The 20,837-nt window shown below is 62.4% G+C and carries 24 protein-coding genes and 1 tRNA gene; 15 read left to right on the forward strand and 10 right to left on the reverse strand.

Annotated elements, in window-relative coordinates:
* Window positions 1-2: 2 nt before the first annotated feature.
* The 7 genes from LDZ24_RS05555 to LDZ24_RS05585 all read left to right on the forward strand — a co-directional run bounded on the left by LDZ24_RS05555 (window position 3) and on the right by LDZ24_RS05585 (window position 2,908).
* A complete protein-coding gene (locus LDZ24_RS05555) occupies window positions 3-515 on the forward strand; it encodes a DUF4376 domain-containing protein (RefSeq protein ID WP_248322048.1) in 513 nt (170 codons plus the stop codon).
* Between the two features lie 62 nt (window positions 516-577).
* Window positions 578-925 (forward strand): hypothetical protein, encoded by a 348-nt coding sequence (locus LDZ24_RS05560; protein ID WP_248322049.1) that lies wholly within the window; start codon window positions 578-580, stop codon window positions 923-925.
* 1 nt (window position 926) lies between these two features.
* Window positions 927-1,379, forward strand: a complete 453-nt coding sequence (locus tag LDZ24_RS05565; protein ID WP_248322050.1) for a glycoside hydrolase family protein — start codon at window positions 927-929, stop codon at window positions 1,377-1,379.
* A gap of 57 nt (window positions 1,380-1,436) precedes the next feature.
* Complete coding sequence (locus tag LDZ24_RS05570) at window positions 1,437-1,796, forward strand: HNH endonuclease (RefSeq protein WP_248322051.1); 360 nt, start codon at window positions 1,437-1,439, stop codon at window positions 1,794-1,796.
* Between the two features lie 3 nt (window positions 1,797-1,799).
* Window positions 1,800-2,024 (forward strand): hypothetical protein, encoded by a 225-nt coding sequence (locus LDZ24_RS05575; RefSeq protein WP_248322052.1) that lies wholly within the window; start codon window positions 1,800-1,802, stop codon window positions 2,022-2,024.
* Window positions 2,025-2,066: 42 nt separating this feature from the next.
* The gene (locus LDZ24_RS05580) at window positions 2,067-2,531 is read left to right on the forward strand and encodes a hypothetical protein (protein WP_248322053.1); all 465 of its coding nucleotides are present in this window, start codon (window positions 2,067-2,069) and stop codon (window positions 2,529-2,531) included.
* Window positions 2,532-2,554: 23 nt separating this feature from the next.
* The gene (locus LDZ24_RS05585; RefSeq protein WP_248322054.1) at window positions 2,555-2,908 is read left to right on the forward strand and encodes a DUF1353 domain-containing protein; all 354 of its coding nucleotides are present in this window, start codon (window positions 2,555-2,557) and stop codon (window positions 2,906-2,908) included.
* A 25-nt stretch (window positions 2,909-2,933) separates the two neighbouring features.
* Here the strand turns inward: LDZ24_RS05585 and LDZ24_RS05590 are convergent, their stop codons facing one another.
* The 8 genes from LDZ24_RS05590 to LDZ24_RS05625 form a co-directional block, all read right to left on the reverse strand.
* On the reverse strand, window positions 2,934-5,000 hold the full coding sequence (locus tag LDZ24_RS05590) for a glycosyltransferase (protein ID WP_248322055.1): 2,067 nt from the start codon (window positions 4,998-5,000) through the stop codon (window positions 2,934-2,936).
* Entirely contained in the window at window positions 4,993-6,255 is a 1,263-nt protein-coding gene (locus tag LDZ24_RS05595; RefSeq protein WP_248322056.1) for a bifunctional 2-polyprenyl-6-hydroxyphenol methylase/3-demethylubiquinol 3-O-methyltransferase UbiG, read from the reverse strand. Before LDZ24_RS05595 ends, LDZ24_RS05590 begins: the two co-directional genes overlap by 8 nt.
* Before the next feature lie 381 nt (window positions 6,256-6,636).
* Entirely contained in the window at window positions 6,637-7,338 is a 702-nt protein-coding gene (locus tag LDZ24_RS05600) for a DUF4145 domain-containing protein (protein ID WP_248322057.1), read from the reverse strand.
* A 114-nt stretch (window positions 7,339-7,452) separates the two neighbouring features.
* Window positions 7,453-7,529, reverse strand: a tRNA-Pro gene (locus tag LDZ24_RS05605).
* A 95-nt stretch (window positions 7,530-7,624) separates the two neighbouring features.
* Window positions 7,625-8,080: a hypothetical protein gene (locus LDZ24_RS05610; RefSeq protein WP_248322058.1), complete on the reverse strand. Its 456-nt coding sequence runs from the start codon at window positions 8,078-8,080 to the stop codon at window positions 7,625-7,627.
* A gap of 37 nt (window positions 8,081-8,117) precedes the next feature.
* Window positions 8,118-9,008, reverse strand: a complete 891-nt coding sequence (locus LDZ24_RS05615) for a LysR family transcriptional regulator (RefSeq protein WP_248322059.1) — start codon at window positions 9,006-9,008, stop codon at window positions 8,118-8,120.
* A 43-nt stretch (window positions 9,009-9,051) separates the two neighbouring features.
* Window positions 9,052-9,975: a LysR family transcriptional regulator gene (locus tag LDZ24_RS05620; RefSeq protein ID WP_175940085.1), complete on the reverse strand. Its 924-nt coding sequence runs from the start codon at window positions 9,973-9,975 to the stop codon at window positions 9,052-9,054.
* Window positions 9,976-9,996: 21 nt separating this feature from the next.
* The gene (locus tag LDZ24_RS05625) at window positions 9,997-10,815 is read right to left on the reverse strand and encodes an IclR family transcriptional regulator (RefSeq protein WP_248322060.1); all 819 of its coding nucleotides are present in this window, start codon (window positions 10,813-10,815) and stop codon (window positions 9,997-9,999) included.
* A 219-nt stretch (window positions 10,816-11,034) separates the two neighbouring features.
* Between LDZ24_RS05625 and LDZ24_RS05630 the strand changes: the two genes are divergently transcribed.
* The 6 genes from LDZ24_RS05630 to pcaC are packed head-to-tail and all read left to right on the forward strand — an operon-like array spanning window position 11,035 to window position 16,214.
* A complete protein-coding gene (locus tag LDZ24_RS05630; protein ID WP_248322061.1) occupies window positions 11,035-11,736 on the forward strand; it encodes a 3-oxoacid CoA-transferase subunit A in 702 nt (233 codons plus the stop codon).
* A gap of 12 nt (window positions 11,737-11,748) precedes the next feature.
* Entirely contained in the window at window positions 11,749-12,405 is a 657-nt protein-coding gene (locus LDZ24_RS05635; RefSeq protein ID WP_175940088.1) for a 3-oxoacid CoA-transferase subunit B, read from the forward strand.
* A 37-nt stretch (window positions 12,406-12,442) separates the two neighbouring features.
* A complete protein-coding gene (pcaF, locus tag LDZ24_RS05640) occupies window positions 12,443-13,645 on the forward strand; it encodes a 3-oxoadipyl-CoA thiolase (RefSeq protein WP_248322062.1) in 1,203 nt (400 codons plus the stop codon).
* 4 nt (window positions 13,646-13,649) lie between these two features.
* The gene (locus tag LDZ24_RS05645) at window positions 13,650-15,026 is read left to right on the forward strand and encodes a 3-carboxy-cis,cis-muconate cycloisomerase (RefSeq protein WP_248322063.1); all 1,377 of its coding nucleotides are present in this window, start codon (window positions 13,650-13,652) and stop codon (window positions 15,024-15,026) included.
* A gap of 4 nt (window positions 15,027-15,030) precedes the next feature.
* The gene (pcaD, locus tag LDZ24_RS05650; protein ID WP_248322064.1) at window positions 15,031-15,825 is read left to right on the forward strand and encodes a 3-oxoadipate enol-lactonase; all 795 of its coding nucleotides are present in this window, start codon (window positions 15,031-15,033) and stop codon (window positions 15,823-15,825) included.
* Entirely contained in the window at window positions 15,822-16,214 is a 393-nt protein-coding gene (pcaC, locus tag LDZ24_RS05655) for a 4-carboxymuconolactone decarboxylase (protein WP_248322065.1), read from the forward strand. The genes pcaD and pcaC overlap by 4 nt, the downstream gene beginning before the upstream one ends.
* Window positions 16,215-16,269: 55 nt before the next feature.
* Here the strand turns inward: pcaC and LDZ24_RS05660 are convergent, their stop codons facing one another.
* Together LDZ24_RS05660 and LDZ24_RS05665 are read right to left on the reverse strand one after the other, a co-directional pair.
* On the reverse strand, window positions 16,270-17,565 hold the full coding sequence (locus LDZ24_RS05660) for a DUF3443 domain-containing protein (RefSeq protein ID WP_248322066.1): 1,296 nt from the start codon (window positions 17,563-17,565) through the stop codon (window positions 16,270-16,272).
* A gap of 17 nt (window positions 17,566-17,582) precedes the next feature.
* Window positions 17,583-18,041, reverse strand: coding sequence for a DUF2844 domain-containing protein (locus LDZ24_RS05665; RefSeq protein WP_248322067.1), 459 nt, complete (start codon window positions 18,039-18,041; stop codon window positions 17,583-17,585).
* Window positions 18,042-18,439: 398 nt separating this feature from the next.
* On the opposite strand from LDZ24_RS05665, the gene bamC reads away from it, so the two are divergent.
* Both bamC and LDZ24_RS05675 read left to right on the forward strand, forming a co-directional pair.
* On the forward strand, window positions 18,440-19,642 hold the full coding sequence (gene bamC, locus LDZ24_RS05670) for an outer membrane protein assembly factor BamC (protein ID WP_248322068.1): 1,203 nt from the start codon (window positions 18,440-18,442) through the stop codon (window positions 19,640-19,642).
* A gap of 587 nt (window positions 19,643-20,229) precedes the next feature.
* Window positions 20,230-20,796 (forward strand): fimbrial protein, encoded by a 567-nt coding sequence (locus tag LDZ24_RS05675; RefSeq protein WP_248322069.1) that lies wholly within the window; start codon window positions 20,230-20,232, stop codon window positions 20,794-20,796.
* The last annotated feature ends 41 nt before the right edge of the window (window positions 20,797-20,837 follow it).

Genomic DNA, 20,837 nt, shown 5'->3' on the forward strand with positions numbered 1-20,837 from the left:
AAATGACGACGATCTACGTTCAATTTTCCGACTTGAGCGAATCGAAGATCATTGGTGCTTTCTCGTGTCCGCAAGATGCGGATGCATATCCGAACCAGGGTGAAATCGACGTCCTGGACGCGAGGTACCAAGCATTCGTCAATCCGGCGTCAACTCTGCCTGGCGCAAAGCTCGCGCAATCACTCGCGATCGACGCGGCTTATGCGGCAGCGGTCCAGAGCAGCGTGACTTTCAAGACAGCGGCCGGCATCAGCCAGACATTCCAGGCGGATGCCGACAGTCAAGACATACTCGCCAAGGCGACGCAGGGCTACACGATCGCGGGCGAAGTGCCCCCTAACTTCTTCTGGAAGGCGGAAGACAACACGCTTGTCGCCTTCACGCTTGCGGACCTCCAAGGCTTGTACGGCGCGATGCTCGCGCAAGGTTGGGTGGCCTTTCAGAAGCGTGCCACGCTGAAGGCTCAGATCTCAGCCGCGACTAGCGTATCGGCAGTGCAGGCAATCGCCTGGTAATTCCGTCGCGAGTTCGACGCAACAAGCCGCCTCCGGGCGGCTTTTTTATTTTCGGGGCCAATTTGAATCCACCCGCGCACGCAGAGCGCCGCCTCAGTCACGACGAGCGGTTTGCCGTGATTGACCAGCGGTTTGAAGACTTTCAGGCCCAGATCGACCGCCGGTTCGAGGCGGTCCACAAGTCGATCGAAGAGAACACCGAACTGACGAAGTCGGCTGACGCGCGGTCGCTTCGCATTGAGACGAACACTCAAGCGCTCGTCGACATCTTCAATCGGGCAGGGCAGAGCGCGACGTTCTTCGCGCGCACCGCGCGCCTCCTTCGCAGCACCGCCATCTTCTTGGCTCCGTTTCTCACAGTCGCCGGTGTGCTGTGGGCGATTGCGCACGGCAAGTGGCCGGGAGAGTGACATGAATCTCGCACTTTTCGAAGCTGAATTGCGCCGCGACGAGGGCGTGCGCTACTTGCCATACCTCGACACGGCCAGTCCGCCGCGGCACACAACCGGCGTCGGCCACAACCTGGAAGTGTCGCCGCTTCCTGCTGGCTGGAGGTTCCCTCTGACAGACGCTCAGGTGACGCAGCTGCTCGAGCGCGACATTTCGGCGACGTTGGGTAAGCTCGACAGAGCACTCCCGTGGTGGCGACAGATGGACGAGGTTCGCCAGCGCGTGCTCGCCAACATGTGTTTCAACATGGGCCTCGCCGGGCTTCTGACGTTCAAGAACACGCTTGCGGCCATGCAACGCGGCTCGTATGCAGTTGCTGCGGCCGGCATGAAGAACAGTGCGTGGTACGGGCAGGTTAAGCAACGCGCCGTGCGCCTATGCCAGGCGATGGAAACCGGCGTAATGCCGTCTTGATCGACCTTCGAACCACAACTGATCAGCCACCTTCGGGTGGCTTTTTTCGTTTACGACATGCCGATCATCAAACACCTTGTCGATGCCGCGAAGGGTAAGCACCCGGTCGCCGCGAAACGTTCGTCGCACTGGCCGACTGTGCGCAAACATCACCTCGCGTTGAATCCCGCATGCGCGGTATGCGGCGGCACGGAGAAGCTGGAAGTGCATCACATCCGTCCGTTCCATCTGCACCCGGACCTCGAACTAGATCCGAACAACCTTGTGACGCTCTGCGAGGCTAACAAGGGCGGCGTCAACTGCCATCTCTTCGCGGGGCACCTCGGCAATTTTAAGAGCTTCAACGTCGATGTCCTTGCAGACGCCACGCGATGGCACGACAAGATTTCTCACCGGCCGATGGCCGATACGGAGTAAGCGATGAACCCCTCATCCAGCATTATCACGGGTGGCATTACGATCAGTGCCGCGACTCTTGAGCCAGCGGTGAGCTGGGCGCTCAGCACGGCATTCCATGTACCCGTTCCGGAAAGCGTCTCCGTGCTCGTTGCCGGCGCGATCGCGTACGCAGTGCATGGCGGAATCAACTTCCTGAAGTCTCGGGCTGCCGCATCCACGCAGTCGTCGCAAATCATCCAGCCGTAAGTCTCCGCCGCGCGCGCGGCACACCCCTCGAAGGAATCCACCATGAAGAAGCTCATGCTGCTAGCGGCAGGTCTTGTCGCGCTCGTCGCAATCCTCACCGGCTGCTCGCAGGCTCAGTTGCAGGCCACGCAGACCGCCGCGCAGAAGCTCCAGTCCGACGTCACGCTCGCGTGCAACGTCCTTCAGCCGGCGATCGCGCCGTACGCCATCCTTCTGTCGGGCAACACGGCCGTCGACGCGTTCAATGCTGACGTCGCGCTTGCGTGCGGCGCCAACGTCGTTATGAACCTGACGTCGGTCGAGAATGTGATCAACTCGTCGGCTGCTGCGGCACGGGGCGTCGTATCGAAACTGTCGGGCCTGACCGAAACGCAGGTCGCGATGATCAATTCGTTCATCGGTGCGTTTCAAGGTTCGCTGAGGAATGCGGTGGCCGCATACAAGGCCAGCCAGCCGGTGGAGACAGCGGCGCCGGCGGCGGCCGCGAGCGGAGCCATCGCATCGTGAGCGGGTTTCTTGCGCCATACGACATGCTCGACGCCGACCTGATCAAAGACGAGCCGGCGACTTGGCGTCTGAATCAGCCGCTTGTCTACCAGTCGGATGTGGCCGGCCAAACGTTCACCGTGCCCGCCGGCTTCGTCACCGATCTGGCGAGCACGCCGCGCATCCCAGTTGTCTACGAAATTGCCGGTGGCGTCGCGAACATGGCGAGCGTCGTTCACGACTTCCTATACACGGCGCATCCGGTCACGCGTGACATCGCCGACGCGGTTCTCCGCGAAGCATCGATCGCGACCGGCGTGCCCGCGTGGAAGGCGGACCTGATGTACGAAGGCGTCCGCCTATTTGGCGCAACGCACTGGAGTCGCATTGACGGTTGAGCCGGTCGACTTCGCAAACGTCTGGTTAGCCAACTTGCAGCGCGCGTTGGCACGCATCAATCTGGCGTCGAAAGACGCGTCGATACTCATCAGCTTTGATGCTCCAATCCCAACGTTTGATCGATTGCAAGTTCTCCGTGCTTAGTTCTGAAAGCAAGCTCGGCTTGCTGATAAGTTCGCCGATCTTGCTAGCGAGCGCATCGGGAGTCCGCTCCGTAAGAATGTAGCGCCGTTGCTTCTCTCCGAACGCCTCGGGCACGATCCCGACATTCGTCGAAATGACAGGTACGCCGCACGCCATTGCTTCTAGTACAGGATTCGGCGTCCCTTCTGACTCCGAGCAGCAAACCAGAACGTCGATCGAATTGTAGTATTCAGTCATTCGGTGATGAGGAATCGACCGAATCTGTTTATCCGCATAAAACTCTTCAATCGCGTGCCCATCGTCACGCAACGTTGCAATGGCGGGCTTGAGCACGCTATGGAACCCCTTGTGGTCCTTCGAAATCCCACCTTCGGTCCAGTGCCCAAACGCGCTATTGCCGGCCCATCCAATGCGGATCGCGCGCCTACCAACTGTCGAGAGCCGTTCAAGGTTGGCAGGTCGGAACATCTGGAGATCCACACCATCCGGAGTCGTGCCGGAAGGTGAAGGGTACGAATTGATTCCCGAGTAGATGGCGTACAGTTTCTTTGAAGAAACTGTATATCCGCTCAGCACCTCGTTAAACATGCGAACCCTCTGCTGTATGTCTTCGTCACCGAGGAAAAGATGGTCGAAGACAGTAGCAGTAATCGGCCGAGGGTCTACGCACTCGGAGACAAAATTGCTCCACCCTCCAAAACAGTCGTCCACGTACGCTGCTGCCGAGGCCTCAGTCAATGTGTGCAGGGGCTCACGCCACAAGAAATGAACGAGATCGAAGCCTCTTGTAGCATAAAGCACTGAAGCAGGATGAACCGCATCGTAAGTAGTGAACAGTTCGATCACGAACTCATCGGCAAGGTGGCGTTGCAGTTGGATGGCGATATTCCCGAGCGCCCACCCCAAAGTATCAGTGACGATCGCGACTCGTGGTTTATTTTCCAAGGGCCGAGCGACAGGTGCGGAAGCATCTCTCGACGGGGTAATATCTAAGCCAAGGTCACGCTCGCGCTGTTCAAGCCAAGTGTCAACACCGGAATTCCATACCTTGAACCCGTGCTTCCGCTCAAAGTACTGTGCTGAGTCCTCCAGCCTCTTGCGGGCAAAGCGGGCTCGTTCGTAGTCCTTGTCGTCTTCATTAGTTGGTTTCGGATGATCGTGTACAAAAGCGCGCTCATCACTTGCACCGACTTTCATGCCGGCCCGAAATAATCGCAACGAGAACTCGGTGTCCTCGAAGCCGACAAACATGCCCTCGTCATATCCGCCCAGTGCGAGAAACGAATCTTTTCGAAACACAGCAGCACCGCCGGGCATGAAAGTACCTAAAAAACCGGGACCTTCGGGTGCGGTGAAGCTAGGCAGGTATGCGCTTCCGCATCCAATGACTAATTCGTTCTCGTGGAGGCCAAGATAGATATTGCCTCCTCGGATCATCGTTGTCTCTTTATCGTCGTTGAGAAGTGTCAACGCCATGAAGTGACAACCTAGCAAGGAAAGGTCGCGTTGGATCGATGGAAGAGGATTTTTCAGCAGGTAAATATCATTGTCCAGCATCATCACCCACGGCGTCTGGACGAATGGCATCGTTCTGTTTCGTCCTCCTGCCACGCCATAGTTCTGACCAAGGCGCTCAATCCTCCACTTGAATGGCATACCCGCTAGGTAGCGCTCAAGACTCTCCAACTCATCCTCGGTAGATCCATTATCGATGATAAGCACTTCGCCTTTGAAGGCGGGAATATGCTCAGCGATTGAGCGGCAAAGCTTCTTTGACAGGCCGCTTCGATTCAACGATAAAAACGTGATCGTTAGATGTTCGCCGTTAATCCCGATGTTGCCACCTTCTTCGCGTGACGCGCCTTCGTCAAGGTACTGGTGGTACCGGCTGGTCACGTATCGATTTGCCTCGACGTTCCAACCCAGATGAGCTTCGTGATTATGCATGTTTCCCCCGTACGAAATTGAGAACGCGTACGGTCCTTACTAAGACCCTAGTTGGAATGATGCGGCGTATCTTCCACCAGACCCAGACGACTCGCCACGGAACGGAAGCAAGCCTAGCGGCCGACGCTGCCGCTTCTGCCTCGAGCGCTGCCGCGTGGGACTCGAGTGCTGCTGTCCTCTCTTCTAGTCCTGACACGCGGTTCAGGGTGTCAAGATGGCTTCTCTTTGCCTCATTTAATTCTTCGCGAGTCGTTTGAAGCTCGTGTTTGTAGCGGCTCATTGCGCGCGACGCGAGTTCGTTTTCTCCCAGGATCACCCGACGGAGGATTCCGAGTCTGGTTGCCTCCCGTTGAGAAATTGCTAGTTCGTCTTCCAGAGCGGAGATACGGTCCTTCAGTGATTGGTAATCTTCCTTGACTTTCCAGTCAGGAATGAATTCGGTGCCGCGGCGGTTTACCACCCAAGCACCCTCGCGTGGGAAAAGGGGTTGCCGCGCCATATCCATAGAGACTGGAAAGCCCGAGAACACGGCCTCAGGCGCAGATTCTCCCCACACACCGACATAGAAGGCTGTGTCGTGTTCGGCGAAAGCACTATCTTCGTCCATTGCTGTTATCAGGGCGTTGCTGTCGACATAATCAAGCATCAGTTTCTGATTTCCTGTTGCCGGTGCGACTTTCACGGCGCCGCCTTCTCGCGTAATAGAAAAGCCAACAGCCAGCGTTCCCAGATGCCACGCAGATGCTTTACCGAGGACTGACTCTGAGAATTCTTTGAATTCGGTGAATGTCCACTTGTGCAAGTGATATTCATTCTTGCCGCCCTTGTCGTAGTACCAGAAGTCGTTCGGGCAAGAGACTACTAGCGTTCCATTCTCTGCCAGCAGATTGCGCAGGTTGCTCAGGAACAGCGCAGGATCATCAACGTGCTCGACCGTCTCGAGAGAAACGATCAAGTCAAACTTGGAATCCCCGAGAGCGGAGGGAAGGTTTTCGCCAGAACTGCAGACATAAGTCGCGCCGGAGTCGCTGAAGGTCTTTCGCGCAGCCTCGATCGCATCCGCGGATATGTCGACGCCAACAGCACTTTTCGCGCCCCAACGAGCGAGCAGGGCCGTCCCGTAGCCCTCGCCGCAAGATGCGTCGAGGACGCGCTTGCCAACACAGAGCTGTCTTACGGTCGCGTATCGCGCCAGGTGCACCGCCGCTTCGACGGCGATGTATTTAGATTCCGTTCCGAAGTTCAAGCGTTCCAAAGCGATACCACCCTGAATTGTTCGTGAGGGCCAAATTATAGTTGGTTCCGCCTGGCGGCCGACAGTTGTGGTATCTGATCGCCGTCGCCGTCAACGTCGGTCGCCCCGACCTATGTCGCACATGTCTTCGAAGAGCCGGCCTCACCCCATTCAGATTCCTACGATGATACAAAAAGCCCGGCGCGAGACCGGGCAAAGTATGCCGAGAGGGCAAGCGCATGGATGCGACACGCGCGAGGGAATAATCGCGTACGCAGCGCAGCGATGCAACGCCGGTTGGTGAAGCACTGCATTGCTCGATGCGAAACAGGCGGAGCCGGCGGATTGGGACGGCGGTGCTCGCGCATGATCTCGCGGTAGCGAAGAACTGCCCTAGATAGACTATTGCGGCGGCGGAAGTATTTTCGCTTGCGCGGCAGCCGCTATGGCGGCCATTCTTTGGCGCCGGGTCTCCCGCGCTACGTACCATTCGTCAAACAGCGTCTCGGTCAGGCCGATTAGCAACCTCGCTTCTTCCGGATCTACATCTACGATCACGTTTATATCCGCCTGCATATGAGCGCCGATATTGCCTAGATCTTTGACGGCCTTGATTGCCTGCCATGTGTCAGGGTCAACCTTATCTTCGATTGCCTTGATCTCAGCCCAAAGGGTAGGTCTGTCGATTCTGACGTTCCAAAAGTCTCTGATCATGCCCTGCAAAACCCGCCTGGAAAGCGTTGCAGATGCCTTGGGGCTCAGATCCGCAATAGAGCATGCTTCACGATAGTCGTCACGCAATACAGCTGGGACGCATTCGGGAAACGACCGCGCCGCACCACGCGGCTCGAACCGAAGCGATTCGATCACCTCGTCGATCACCTCTTCTCCGGTGCCAACGTTGAAAAAAGTAGATGCCAGCTTCAGATCGAGCGTGTACTTCTGGCATTGCTCATTCGGGCATACGATGAACTGAGAAAGCAGCGTTCGGCGGCCGACGCTGTTCTCGATTTTCAGCGTGTGCATCGCGCCGGAACGTCTCGCCGACGAGATGGTTACATGACGCTCGCAGTGCGGGCATACCCAGTTGAAGTTAGTAGCCATGTCCGTCCATTTTATTAGGCGCGCCTAATACGGCGCCTAACTATCACTGTGTTTTTGTACAGGAATGTAACGAGAAAAAACCCGCGTCAGCCAATGCCGACGCGGGTTTCTGTCTGGTCGGGGCGAGAGGATTTGAACCTCCGACCACCTGCACCCCATGCAGGTACGCTACCAGGCTGCGCTACGCCCCGAAAGAGCGAAAGTATATCAGAGCGAAACGGATAGTAGAACTGCTTCGGCGATTTTTACGGCAAACGTCGAAGATTCCACTTCTGCCGCTCCTGCGTTACGACGCTGCGACCGAGGTGGCTTCGGCATCCACCATGTCCGGCATCTTCTCCTCGACGACGCGCGGCTTGACGCTCCGTTGCCGCTGCCGGAACCGCAGCGCCAGCACCAGCGACACCGCACACGGAACGAGATAGCCGAGCACGCGCGCGCTCCACGCCGTGCGCGACCCCACGGCCTCGTACCGCGTATGCGCATGGAAGCCAGCGGACGCGAAGACCATCGTCAGCGTAAAGTCGAGCGCCATAGCCAGCACGCAAAAGACGCAGTAGATCAGCGCGCCGTTCCAGACCGGTTTGCCGATCGCCGCGTTGGCCGTGCGGCACGCGAAGAGCACGGCGCCCAGCAATAACAGATTGAAAAGCAACGGAACCCAGGGGAAGTCCATGTGCGGATGCCTCATGCGCTGAAGAGATCGGCAGTCCGCCAACCGGACGCCGGGCGCGATCTTCACACGCAGCCCCGTTTCGCTTGAATAAGAGTATTCCTAATCAGTTTGGCCGATCCGCCAGCGCCCCGGAGAGAAAGTCGATGAACGTGCGTACCTTCGTCGTCATGTATTTGCGGCTCGTGTACACCGCGTAGACGGCTGGCGCAAAGGCCGCGTAGCTCGGCAACACGCGCACGAGCGCGCCCGACGCCAACTCCGCTTCGACGATCCACAGCGGGAAATACGCGAGCCCGATGCCGGCTTTCACGAGTTGTAGCGCCATCGAAGTGTCGTTTGTTTTCAACACGGCTTGATTTTTGACGGTGACAGCGCCGTCCGGGCCGGACAGCGTGACGGACTCGATGTTCGTATATGTCGGCAAGACCATGCGATGCCGCGCGACATCGTCGGGATGGCGAGGCTCGCCGTGACGTTCGAGATAAGCGCGCGAGCCGGCCAGCACGGACGGCATCGTGCACAGCGGCCGCACGATCAGCGAGGGCGACGGCTCCGACGTTGCGCGCAACGCCATGTCATAGCCTTCTTCGACCAGATCGACGAAGCGGTTCTCCAGTCGCAAGTCGACCAGCACGCCGGGATAACGCGCCTGATACGCGACGAGCAGATCCGCGAACCGGCGATTCGCGAACCAGCCCGGCGCCGTCACCTTCAGCACGCCCTTCGGCTCGGCGGTCTGCGCGCCGACCGCCGCCTCGGCCGCCTGCAATATGTCGAGCGCCTCGCGGGACTGCTCGTAATACACGCTGCCGGCTTCGGTCAGGCTCAGGTGCCGTGTCGTGCGGTTCAGCAGCCGCACGCCGAGTTGACGTTCGAGATTCGCGACATGCTTGCTCGTCATCGCCGTCGACATGTCGAGGCGCTCGGCCGCCTTCACGAAGCTGCCGGCTTCGACCACTTCGCGAAACACGCGCAGGCTGGTGAGCGCATCCATCGTTCAGAGTCCGCGGGAAAGGAAAAGCGCGATCTTAGCCGGATCACTTCGGCCATTCATCGAGCGCGTCGTTGAAGAGCGAGGCGACGACGCCGCGCAGCCATGTCGTGCGCGGATCGTTGTGATACTTGCGATGCCAGTGCTGCTTGAGATCGAAGCGCGGCAACGGTAGCGGCGGCTCGGCGAGCGTGATCGACGCGTGCTCCGCGACATACGCGAAGCCGATCGCATGCGGCACCGTCGCGATCAGATCGGTGCGCGAGAGGATGAACGGCAGGCTCATGAAGTGCGGCGTCTCCAGCACGGCGCGGCGCCGCACGCGTTCTTTGTCCAGATAATTCTCAAGGATTTCCTGGCTGCGACCTTCGGCGCGCACCACCGCGTGTCCGCATTCGACGAAGCGTTCGAGCGTGAGCGGCGCATTCGCAAACGGATGATCGCGCCGCATCAGGCAGATGAAGCGATGTGAGAAAAGCCGCTGCTGGAAGAAGTTGTTGCCATGCAGGTCGGGGAAGTAACCGACGGCCAGATCGATGTCGCCGGACGCGAGCCCGCGCTCGACTTCGCCGTGCGATGCCGACACCGAGCGCAGATTCGCGTGCGGCGCTTCCTTCGCAAACGCCTGCAACAGACGCGGAAGAAACACGATCTCGCCGACATCCGACAGCGCGATGGCGAACGTGTCGGTGCTGGAAGACGGATCGAAATGCTGTGTGTCCAGCAGGCCGCGCTCGATGCGGCTCAGCGCCTCGCGCGCCGCGGGCACGAGCGCGAGCGCGCGCGGCGTCGGCTCCATGCCGCGCGACGTGCGCACGAAGAGCGGATCATTGAAGTACTCGCGCAGCCGCCCGAGCGCCGTCGAGACGCGCGGCTGACTCACGCCGAGCCGTTCGGCTGCGCGGCTCACGTTGCGCGTTTCCTCGATGGCGACGAGAAACGGAATCAGGTTCAGGTCGAGGTCGTTCATGATGTAGGCGGCAGGCCGCTGTCAGCCGCGTCGCGCGACCAGTTCGGACACGCGTTGCGCCGCGCTTTGCAGCGGGTCGAGAAACGCCTTCACCATCTGCTTCGCGTTCTTGCGCTGCGCGTTGCCGCTGATATTGAGCGCTGCGATCACGCGGCCTTGCCGGTCGCGGATCGGCGCGGACATCGAAATCAGCCCTTCCTCCAGTTCCTGATCGACAATCGCCCAGCCCTGACGGCGCACGAGCGCGATCGCGTCTTTCAACGCATTGCGGTCAGTGATCGTGTGCGGCGTCCTCGCGACGATGTTGCTGGCGTCGAGCACCGCGTCGAGCCGCGCGTCGTCGAGCGCCGAGAGCAGCACGCGGCCCATCGACGTGCAGAACGCGGGCAGACGGCTGCCGATGGACAGATTCTGCGTGATGATCTTGTGCGTGGGCACGCGCAGCACGTAGACGATCTCGGCGCCGTTCAGCACCGCCGCCGAGCAGCTTTCGTGAACCTGCTCGACGAGATCCTCCATGACGGGCTCGGCCAGATTCCAGAACGGCATCGACGTGAGATAGGCGAAGCCGAGATCGAGAATCTTCGGCGTCAGTTGAAAGAGCCGGCCGTCGGCTTCCACGTAGCCGAGCGACTGCAACGTGAGCAGAATGCGCCGCGCGCCGGCGCGCGTGAGGCCCGTGGCGGCGGCGACATCGGTGAGCGTCTGCGCGGGGCGGCTCGCATCGAACGAACGAATCACGGCCAGGCCGCGCGCGAACGACTGCACGTAGGCGTCGCCGGGACGCGACGGCGCGTCTTGCACGTCGGTATCGGAAGAGGGCGTTGGAAGCTTGTTCATGACATTCTCGACGGCTCTGGCTCCGTACAAACCCGCGAATTGCGCGGGTTTCGTTGACACTGCAACGAACGCGGGACTACCATTCGGTTGTTCGCTAAACGAATCGATGTTCGCATATCGAACATACTCACGCAAGCGTCATCGACGCGCAGGTAAACCCGAAGTTCGAAGCAGCGCGCAGTGTCTGCGCGCGCCGAACGGGACCGGAGAAGAACGGCAATGATCAACAAGATTTTCGAATCGCTCGCGTCCGCGGTGGCGGATGTTCACGACGGAGCGACCATCATGATCGGCGGATTCGGCACGGCGGGCATGCCGTCCGAACTGATCGACGCGCTCATCGAACAGGGCGCGCGCGAGCTGACCATCGTGAACAACAACGCGGGCAACGGCGATACGGGGCTCGCCGCGCTGCTGAAGGCAAAGCGCGTGCGCAAGATCATCTGCTCGTTCCCGCGGCAGACGGATTCGCATGTATTCGACGCCCTCTACCGCGCCGGCGAAATCGAGCTGGAACTCGTGCCGCAGGGCAATCTTGCGGAACGCATTCGCGCGGCGGGCGCGGGCATCGGCGGATTTTTCACGCCGACCGGCTACGGCACGAAACTCGCGGAAGGCAAGGAAACGCGCGAAATCGACGGCAAGCATTACGTGCTGGAATCGCCGCTGCATGCGGACTTCGCGCTCGTGAAGGCGTTCAAGGGCGACCGCTGGGGCAATCTGGTCTATCGTAAGACGGCGCGCAATTTCGGGCCGATCATGGCGAGCGCCGCGAAGACGGCCATCGTGCAGGTCTCGAAGGTCGTGCCGCTCGGCGGGCTGGACCCGGAACACATCGTGACGCCCGGCATCTTCGTGCAGCGTGTCGTGGAAGTGCCGCAAGCGGTGCATGCCGCCGAACTCGCCGCCGAAGCCGCATAAAGGATCAATGCCATGAAGAAACTGACTCGTGACGAAATGGCCAAGCGCGTGGCCGCGGACATTCCCGAAGGCGCATATGTGAATCTGGGCATCGGCGTGCCGACGCTCGTCGCCAATCATCTTGCGGCGGACCGCGAAATCTTCCTGCATAGCGAAAACGGGCTGCTCGGCATGGGCCCGGCACCGGCGAAAGGCGAAGAAGACGACGAACTCATCAACGCCGGCAAACAGCACGTCACGCTGCTGACGGGCGGCGCGTTCTTCCATCACGCGGATTCGTTCGCGATGATGCGCGGCGGACATCTCGACTTCTGCGTGCTGGGCGCGTTCCAGGTGTCGGCGAAAGGCGATCTCGCGAACTGGCACACCGGCGCGCCCGACGCGATTCCGGCTGTCGGCGGCGCGATGGACCTCGCCATCGGCGCCAAGCAGGTCTACGTGATGATGGAACTGCTGACGAAGCAGGGCGAGAGCAAGCTCGTGGCCGAGTGTTCCTATCCGGTGACGGGCGTGCAGTGCGTGGATCGCGTCTACACGGACCTCGCCGTGTTCGACGTGACGCCCGATGGTTTCGCGGTGCGCGAGATCGTCGACGGTCTGTCGTTCGAGGAATTGCAGAAGCTGGCCAACGTGCCGCTTCAGTACACGCCCGTATCCGAGGCAGCCTGAGAGACATAGGCAGAGACAAACAGAATTGGAGCAAGCGATGAAAGATGCATTCGTATGTGACGCGATCCGCACGCCGTTCGGCCGCTACGCCGGCTCGCTGTCGTCGGTGCGCGCGGACGATCTGGGCGCCGTGCCGCTGCGCGCGCTGATGGAGCGCAACAAGGAAGTGGACTGGGAAGCGGTCGAGGAAGTCATCTACGGCTGCGCGAATCAGGCGGGCGAAGACAACCGCAACGTCGCGCGCATGTCGGCGCTGCTCGCGGGCTTGCCGGTCGGCGTGCCGGGCTCGACGGTGAATCGGCTCTGCGGTTCGGGCATGGACGCCATCGGCATCGCGGCGCGCGCCATCAAGTCGGGCGAGGCGGGCTTGCTCGTCGCGGGCGGCGTCGAAAGCATGAGCCGCGCGCCGTTCGTCATGGGCAAGGCGACGAGCGCGTTCTCGCGTCAGGCCGATATCTACGATACGACCATCGGCTGGCGCTTCGTGAATCCGCTGATGAAGAAGCAGTACGGCGTCGACTCGATGCCGGAAACCGCCGAGAACGTCGCGGACGACTACAAGGTGAGCCGCGAAGATCAGGACGCGTTTGCGCTGCGCAGCCAGCAGAAGGCGGCGCGCGCGCAGAAGGACGGCTCCCTCGCGCAGGAAATCACGCCGGTCACGATCCCGCAGAAGAAGGGCGATGCGATCGTCGTCGATCGCGACGAGCATCCGCGCGAGACGAGCCTCGAAGCGCTCGCGAAGCTCAAGGGCGTCGTGCGCCCGGACGGCAGCGTGACGGCGGGCAACGCGTCCGGCGTGAACGACGGCGCGTGCGCGCTTCTGATCGCCGACGAGGACAGCGCGAAGCGCCACGGCCTCGCGCCGCGCGCGCGCATTCTCGGCATGGCGACCGCTGGCGTGCCGCCGCGCGTGATGGGCATCGGGCCCGGCCCGGCGTCGCAGAAGCTGCTCGCGCGTCTTGGCATGACCATCGATCAGATGGACGTGATCGAGCTGAACGAAGCGTTCGCCTCGCAAGGCCTCGCGGTGCTGCGCATGCTCGGCGTCGGCGACGACGATCCGCGCGTCAATCCGAACGGCGGCGCGATCGCGCTCGGTCATCCGCTCGGCGCGAGCGGCGCGCGACTCGTCACCGCGGCGACGTATCAGCTGGAACGCACCGGCGGCCGCTTCGCGCTGTGCACCATGTGCATCGGCGTGGGGCAGGGCATCGCGATGATCATCGAACGCGTCTGACGACATGTTCGACTCCACCGGACGCCTGACCGACCTCATCTGCGGCAGCGAAGCGGCCAACGCCGTGTGGTCGCCGCGCGCCACCGTGCAGGCCATGCTCGACGTCGAAGCGGCGCTCGCGCGCGCGTCGGCCAAAGCGGGCGTGATTCCCGCGAGCGCCGTCGATGCGATCGTCGCCGCGTGCGACGCCGACAACATCGACGCGGCCGCGCTCATGTCGGGCGCGGCGGCGGGCGGAAATCTCGCGATTCCGCTCGTCAAGCAACTGACCGCCGTCGTCAAGGCGCGCGACGCCGAAGCCGCGAAGTACGTGCATTGGGGCGCGACGAGCCAGGACATCATCGACACGGGCGTCGTGCTGCAATTGCGCGCGGCGCTCGATCTCATCGACGCTGATCTGCAAGCGCTCGCAAACGCGCTCGCGGATCAGGCGGACAAGCATCGCGCGACGCCGATGATCGGCCGCACGTGGCTGCAGCAAGCGCTGCCGATCACGCTCGGCCTGAAGTTCGCGCAATGGCTGGACGCCGTGACGCGTCATCGGGCGCGTCTTGCCGATGTGCGCGCACGCGCGCTCGTGCTCCAGTTCGGCGGCGCGGCGGGCACGCTCGCGAGCCTGCGCGACAAGGCGCTGCCGACGGCGCGCGCGCTCGCCGATGACCTGCGCCTCGCGCTGCCCGCGCTGCCGTGGCACACGCAGCGCGATCGAATCGCGGAAGCGGCGTCGTTCTTCGGCATGCTGACGGGCACGCTCGGAAAGGTCGCGCGGGACATCTCGCTCATGATGCAGACGGAGCTCGGCGAAGTGGCCGAGCCGTCGGCGGCGGGCAAGGGCGGCTCGTCGACGATGCCGCACAAGCGCAACCCGGTCGGCTGCGCGGCCGTGCTCACGGCAGCCACGCGCGCTCCGAATCTCGTCGCGACGATCTTCGCGGGCATGGTGCAGGAACACGAGCGCGCGCTCGGCGGCTGGCAAGCCGAGTGGGAAGCGCTGCCGGACCTCGCGCGGCTGACGGCGGGCGCGCTCGCCAACGTGAAAGACATCGTGCCGGGCCTCGAAGTGAACGTCGGGCGGCTCGCGGCGAACCTGAACGCGACGAACGGCCTCGTGCTCGGCGAAGCCGTGATGCTCGCGCTCGGCGACGCCATCGGCCGGCTCGACGCGCACAAGCTCGTCGAAGGCGCGTCGAAGGAGGCGGTCGCGAGCGGGCAATCGCTCTTCGACGTGCTCGCCGCGAACGAAACGGTCAGCGCGCATCTCTCGCAAGCGCGTCTCAAGGAGTTGCTCGATCCGGCGAATTACGTCGGTCAGGCTCAGGCGTTCGTCGATGCCGCCCTCGCGCAGCATCGCCAGTATCAAGATCAAGATACGGAGCAATAACAGCATGCCTTTCGCCGCTATCAATCAAACCCGGATTCACTACCGGATCGACGCCACCGCCGGCAACGACGCGCCGTGGCTCGTGCTCTCGAATTCGCTCGGCGCGGACGTGTCGATGTGGACGCCGCAGATCGAGGCGTTCGCGAAGCACTACCGCGTGCTGCGCTACGACACGCGCGGTCACGGCCATTCCGACGTGGCGCCCGGCCCGTACACCGTCGATCAACTGATCGGCGACGTCGTCGCGCTGATGGACCATCTCGGCATCGAGCGCGCGAACTATTGCGGACTGTCGATGGGGGGCCTGACCGGCATCGGCCTCGCCGCGCGTCATCCCGAGCGGTTCTCGCGCGTCGTGCTGTCCAACACGGCCGCGAAGATCGGCTCGGACGCCGTGTGGACGCCGCGCGCCGCGAAAGCGCGCGAGACGGGCGGCATGGCCGCGCTCACCGATAGCGTCATCGCGCGCTGGTTCACGGCGCCGTTCATCGAGCGGGAGCGGCTCGTGCTCGCGAATATCCGCGACGTGTTCCGCCACACCTCGGGCGACGGCTACGCGTCCAACTGCGAGGCGATCCGCGACGCCGACCTTCGCGAAGAAGCGAAGAGCATCGCGCTGCCGGTGCTCGTGATCGCGGGCACGCACGACATGTCGACGACGGCCGAGCAGGGCCGCGAACTCGCGGGCGCCATCGGCGGATCGCGCTACGTCGAACTGGATGCCGCGCATCTGTCGAACATCGAGAAGCACGACGCCTACACTCACGCCGTGCTCGACTTCCTCGGAGAACAGCAATGACCGACGACGAACGCTACGAAGCCGGCATGACCGTGCGCCGCGCGGTGTTGTCCGACGCGCACGTGGACCGGTCGCTTGCCAACCGCACGGACCTCACGACCGAATTTCAGAACTTCATCACGCGTTATGCGTGGGGCGAGATCTGGACGCGCGAAGGCTTGCCGCGCCACACGCGCAGTCTCATCACCATCGCGATGATGGTGGCGCTCAACCGCAGCGAAGAACTCGCGCTGCACCTGCGCGCCGCGAAAAACAACGGCGTGACGCAGGACGAGATCAAGGAAGTGCTGATGCAGACCGCGGTCTATTGCGGCGTGCCCGCGGCGAACTCGGCGTTCCACCTCGCGCAGAAGATTTTCGAGGAAGAAGCGCGCTCGGGCGGGCAGTAACCGGGTCACCTTCGAAGAAGCCGTCTCCGCGATGCCGGAGACGGCTTCTGCGCTTTTAGAACGCGTAGTACGGGCCGTTACCCGCTGGCGTTGCGCGGCCTTCGAGGGCGGTGAACACGCGCCGGCCGTAGAAGAACGGCAAGCCCCAGTCGAAGAAGCCGCTCGCGGGACCCGCCAGATTGCTGAACGCGTTGTTGCCGCTCGACAGGAGCGTCGTGGATTTGGCGACGGAAAACGACACGCCGACCGACGCGCCGGTCGCGGAACTGAGCGTCGCGTTGAGCGTTTGCGTCGTCGCTGGGCAGTACCAGACGCCGCACGACGTCAGCGTGGTCGACGGAAAGAACAGGCCGTTCGATCCGCTGTCGATGAAGCTGGAGCCGTAGTCGTTGCCGCCGAAGTTCGTCGAGACGTAGCCTGTGATCGAGTTGGACTTGAGCACCGTCGCGGAGCCCAACAGGTTATTCGCCTGCGATCCGATGCCGAAGGTCATCGTTCCCGCGACCGCGGACGCGCCTTCGGGCGGCACGGCCGGCAATTCAATCAGCACGCCGTTGTTGTCCGTGGCGAAGCGCGCGACCGGATTCGTCACTTGCTGCGCGACCGCGACCGTGGTCGCGGAACACGCGCTCGACGTGCAGTCGTAGTACCAGCGCGGCATCGCGGATGCAGCGCAACCGCCGCCGCAATCGGCCGTGAACGGCCCGACGCCCAGAATGCCGTTGCCGCGCAGGTTCGACGCAGTGAGCATCGGCAGACCGGACTGGCTGCAATCCGTGGCGGCGGCGGGGACGGCGGAATCCGCGATCAACTGAACGGAGGTCGCGCTCGCCACCTGGCCGGCGAGCCGCACATCGGCCTGGCGAACCGCGCCCCACGTGTAGCCGGAGCCGAACACCGCGCATTCCGCGACTGCCGAGTTGCCCGCGCTGCCCGCCTTGCCCGTCACGAAAGGCAACGCAATCGACGGATCGAGCGCGGACGCGAGCACGCGCAAGCCTTGCGAGCCGGTATCCACCTGAATGTTGTCGATGGTCTGGCATCGGTTCGTGTCGGGCACGCACAGCGTGACGCTCGTTTGCAGCATGTTCCGCGTGCCGGTAGGAATGCGCGTCACCTGAATCGGCTGCACGTTGGGCGTCGTGGATTGAACGACGACGTTGCTCGCGGCGGGCGGCGCGCTAGCCGGAGCCGGCGCGCTGGCCGGCGCAGGCGTGCTTGCGGCCGATGGTGCCGGCGTGGCCGGCGTGGCGGGCGAAGCGGTCGTGTTTCCCGAGCCACCGCCGCCGCATGCATGGAGCAACAGAACGACGGCGATCACGGGAAGGCGGCAAAGCGTGCGGATGGTCATGACTGGTCTCTCGCGCTTTATTGGATATCCGCCGCCGATACGCCCGCCGGCAGGGCGCTCGCGAGCCACGCGCGCCCGCTGAATTGGCGCAAGCGCGTCCGATTCTCGACCCTCAGATCCGCGTCCGAGACGCGCGCGGTGTGCAGCCCGGCATCGCCTGCCGTCGCGCTCGCGCCGTCCCGAAAGCGCGAAAAGTAAGCGCCGAGCAGCGCCTCGACGTTCGGCATTGCCGGTCCGCGCCACGACACGGCGTACACGGTGCCGGCCGCATCGACGTATTCGCGCACGACGATCCCGTGCGGATCGGTCGTCTCGCGGTAGGTCACGAGTCCGCTCTGCGCTCGGTGGACTACCGCGCCGTCCGAAGCATCCGCCGCGCGTTTCGTCGCGCCGAGCTGCGCATGGCATAACGTGCTGACGCCGAGCGCGATGCACGCGGCGGCAGCAAGGTAATGAGGAGGTCTTATTTCTCGCATCGTTCTCTCCGACTGTTCTAGGAGTAGTCCTATTTTTAAGACGGAATTCTAAGATGAATGCGCAGGCGAGCGATATGGGGGGACGAGGCCGCTAGGAAACAACGGAATAACGCAGAGAAATCCGAAAATTCAAGAGGTTGCGGAAAACCGAACGTCACATTGACGATTTGCGCGGATGTCATAAATTGTCAAATGTGTGGGGAGCGGTCGAATGCGGATGGCGCAGGACGGGATCTCGGCGGCCCCGTCTACGGACGGCGGTCCGCGATGTGACTGCGACCGCCGAGCGTGCCCGGCGAGTCGCTTATCCCTCTTTTTGCACGGCGTTGCGCCGGACCGGTAAAATGCTGGGTTGATCCACGGACGACCCCGTGGCGTAGCGGAAGGACTTTCCAGACATGACAGATTTTCGTGTAACCAAGCGGATGGCTGCGCTTTTCGCGGTGGCCGGAATCGTGGCGGGTTGCGGCACCTCATCGCCCACCGCGATCAACTACAAGAGCGACCAACGCTCGAAGCAATCGTCGCTCGCCGTTCCGCCGAACCTTCTCGACGAAGCGGTCGACCAGCGCTCGCTGCCGCCGCAAGGCGGGCAGGCGTCGCTCTCGGATCTCCAGCAGGTTCAGAAAGTCGCGCCGAGCGCGCCGACCGTGGTGCCGCCGGTTTCCGGCATGCACATCCAGCGCGACGGCGCGGAACGCTGGCTCGTCATCGACAACAAATCGCCCGATCAGGTCTGGCCGCAAATCCGCCGCTTCTGGCAGGAGCAGGGCTTCCTGCTCGTCGTGGATTCGCGCGATAAGGGCGTGATGGAAACCGACTGGAACGAAACCCATCCGCAGATTTCGGACGGCCTCATCCGCGACACGCTCGCGAAGGCCACCGGCAACTCCTATGTGACCGCCGAGCGCAACAAGTACCGCACGCGTCTGGAAGCGGCATCGAACGGCGGCACGTACGTCTTCATCAGCCAGAAGGGCATGCGCGAGGCGCTGACCGGCGTGAACAACGACACGAGCCAGTGGCAGGCGCGTCCGAACGATCCCGCGCTCGAGAACGAATACCTGAAGCGGCTGATGTCGTCGCTCGCCATCGCTGACTCTCGCCAGGCGGCGGGCGTCGCGGGCGCAGGCGACACCGCCGCATCCGCGAACGCGCAGCCGGCGAAGGGCGGCGACAGCAAGGCGGCCGCCACGGCCGCGCAGAACGTCGCGAACGCCGGCAATAGCCCGATTCGCAACGAAACCGTGCCGCAGGCGGAGTCCGCGCAACTCACGTTGCCCGAAGCGTACGACCGCGCGTGGCTGCGCGTGGGCATCGCGCTCGACCGGGCGAACTTCACGGTGGACGACCGGGATCGGGCGCGCGGCGTCTACTTCGTGCGTTATGCCGACCCGAACGACAAGTCGGCGCGCGAGCAAGGTTTCTGGAGCCAGGTTTTCCATGGCCGCAAGGAGATCGCCGTGAAGCAGTATCAGGTCAACGTGCGCGCCATTACCGAAGGCGAAACGCGCGTGGCGATCGTCGATGACAAAGGCCAGGTCGATTCGTCTCCGCAAGCGCGGCAGATCATGGCACTGCTGGCTGATCAGATCAGCTGATCCGGCGTCTGACGCGCACTGGTCGCTCAGTGCCATGAGAACCGCCTCTTCGCGAGGCGGTTCGGAAAAGATCCTGAGCGTTACGAAAACAGCCCGATCGGCTCAAGCCGATCGGCTCAAGCCGATCGGGCTGTTTCGTTTTCGGCCTGCTGCGAAGTGCTTGGATCTCAACGCGGCCTGTAATCCCCGCATTCCTCCGACGTGTGCCGCGTCGAGCCGCTCAGGTTCGATGAACGGCGGTCGCCTCGCCACCTTCTTGCCTGCCGCTTCGGCACGGATGACTCGCCTTCGGGCGAGCTTCCCGCTGCCGTCATCGATACCGCCGCCAACCTCCTATAAACGCGAATACCAGCGAGGTCGGGGCGGCATTCTCCTCGTCGCTGCTTAGCAAAATTGCTTCACGGCACTCGGAAGTTTTCTTATGTATTTGAGAAGGTTCCTAAATACCGCCCGGGCGCAACTTCGTAACATTCGTTTGCAGCGTTGACGTTGGCCCGAGCGAGCGAACCAAGGCATCTTTCTATCGGGAATGACAACGTAGAAACGTTTGTCCGTTTTCCTAACCATTCACCTCCGGAGCAGTATCAATGAAGAAAGGCATCATTTCCGCAGCTGTCGCCGCCGCGACTCTCGCAGGTTTGTTCTGCGCGTCGGCGCACGCCGCCGACGGCACCATCACCATCAACGGCGCAGTGTCGGATACGACCTGCTCGATCAACGGCGTGGCAAGCGGCTCGCCAGCCAACGTCACCGTCACGCTGCCGACGGTCCCGGCAGGCTCGCTGGCTTCCGCGGGCGCGGTCGCGGGAACGTCGAATCTCGGCGACATCACACTTGCACTGAGCGGCTGTTCCGGCGCGGCGACCAAGGCGATCGCCCATTTCGAAAACGGCTCGACCGTCGACCAGACGACCGGCTATCTGCTCAATCAGGCATCGGCGTCCCCGGCGACGAACGTCGAAGTTCGCCTGCTCAATTCGGCCATGCAGCCGATCAGCGTGTTGACGAACACAAACAACGTCGTTGGTACGAACGGCGCAACGATCACCGGCGGTGCGGCCACGCTGAACTATTTCGCGCAGTACTACGCGACCGGCAAGGCACAGTCGGGCGCGGTGAATACGTCGGTGCAGTACACGATGCAGTATCAGTAAGTCAGGTGTCGCGCGGTGACTTCGCGGTTTTCAGTGAATCA

Source organism: Caballeronia sp. Sq4a, from assembly GCF_023170545.1.
Classification (GTDB): Bacteria; Pseudomonadota; Gammaproteobacteria; order Burkholderiales; family Burkholderiaceae; genus Caballeronia.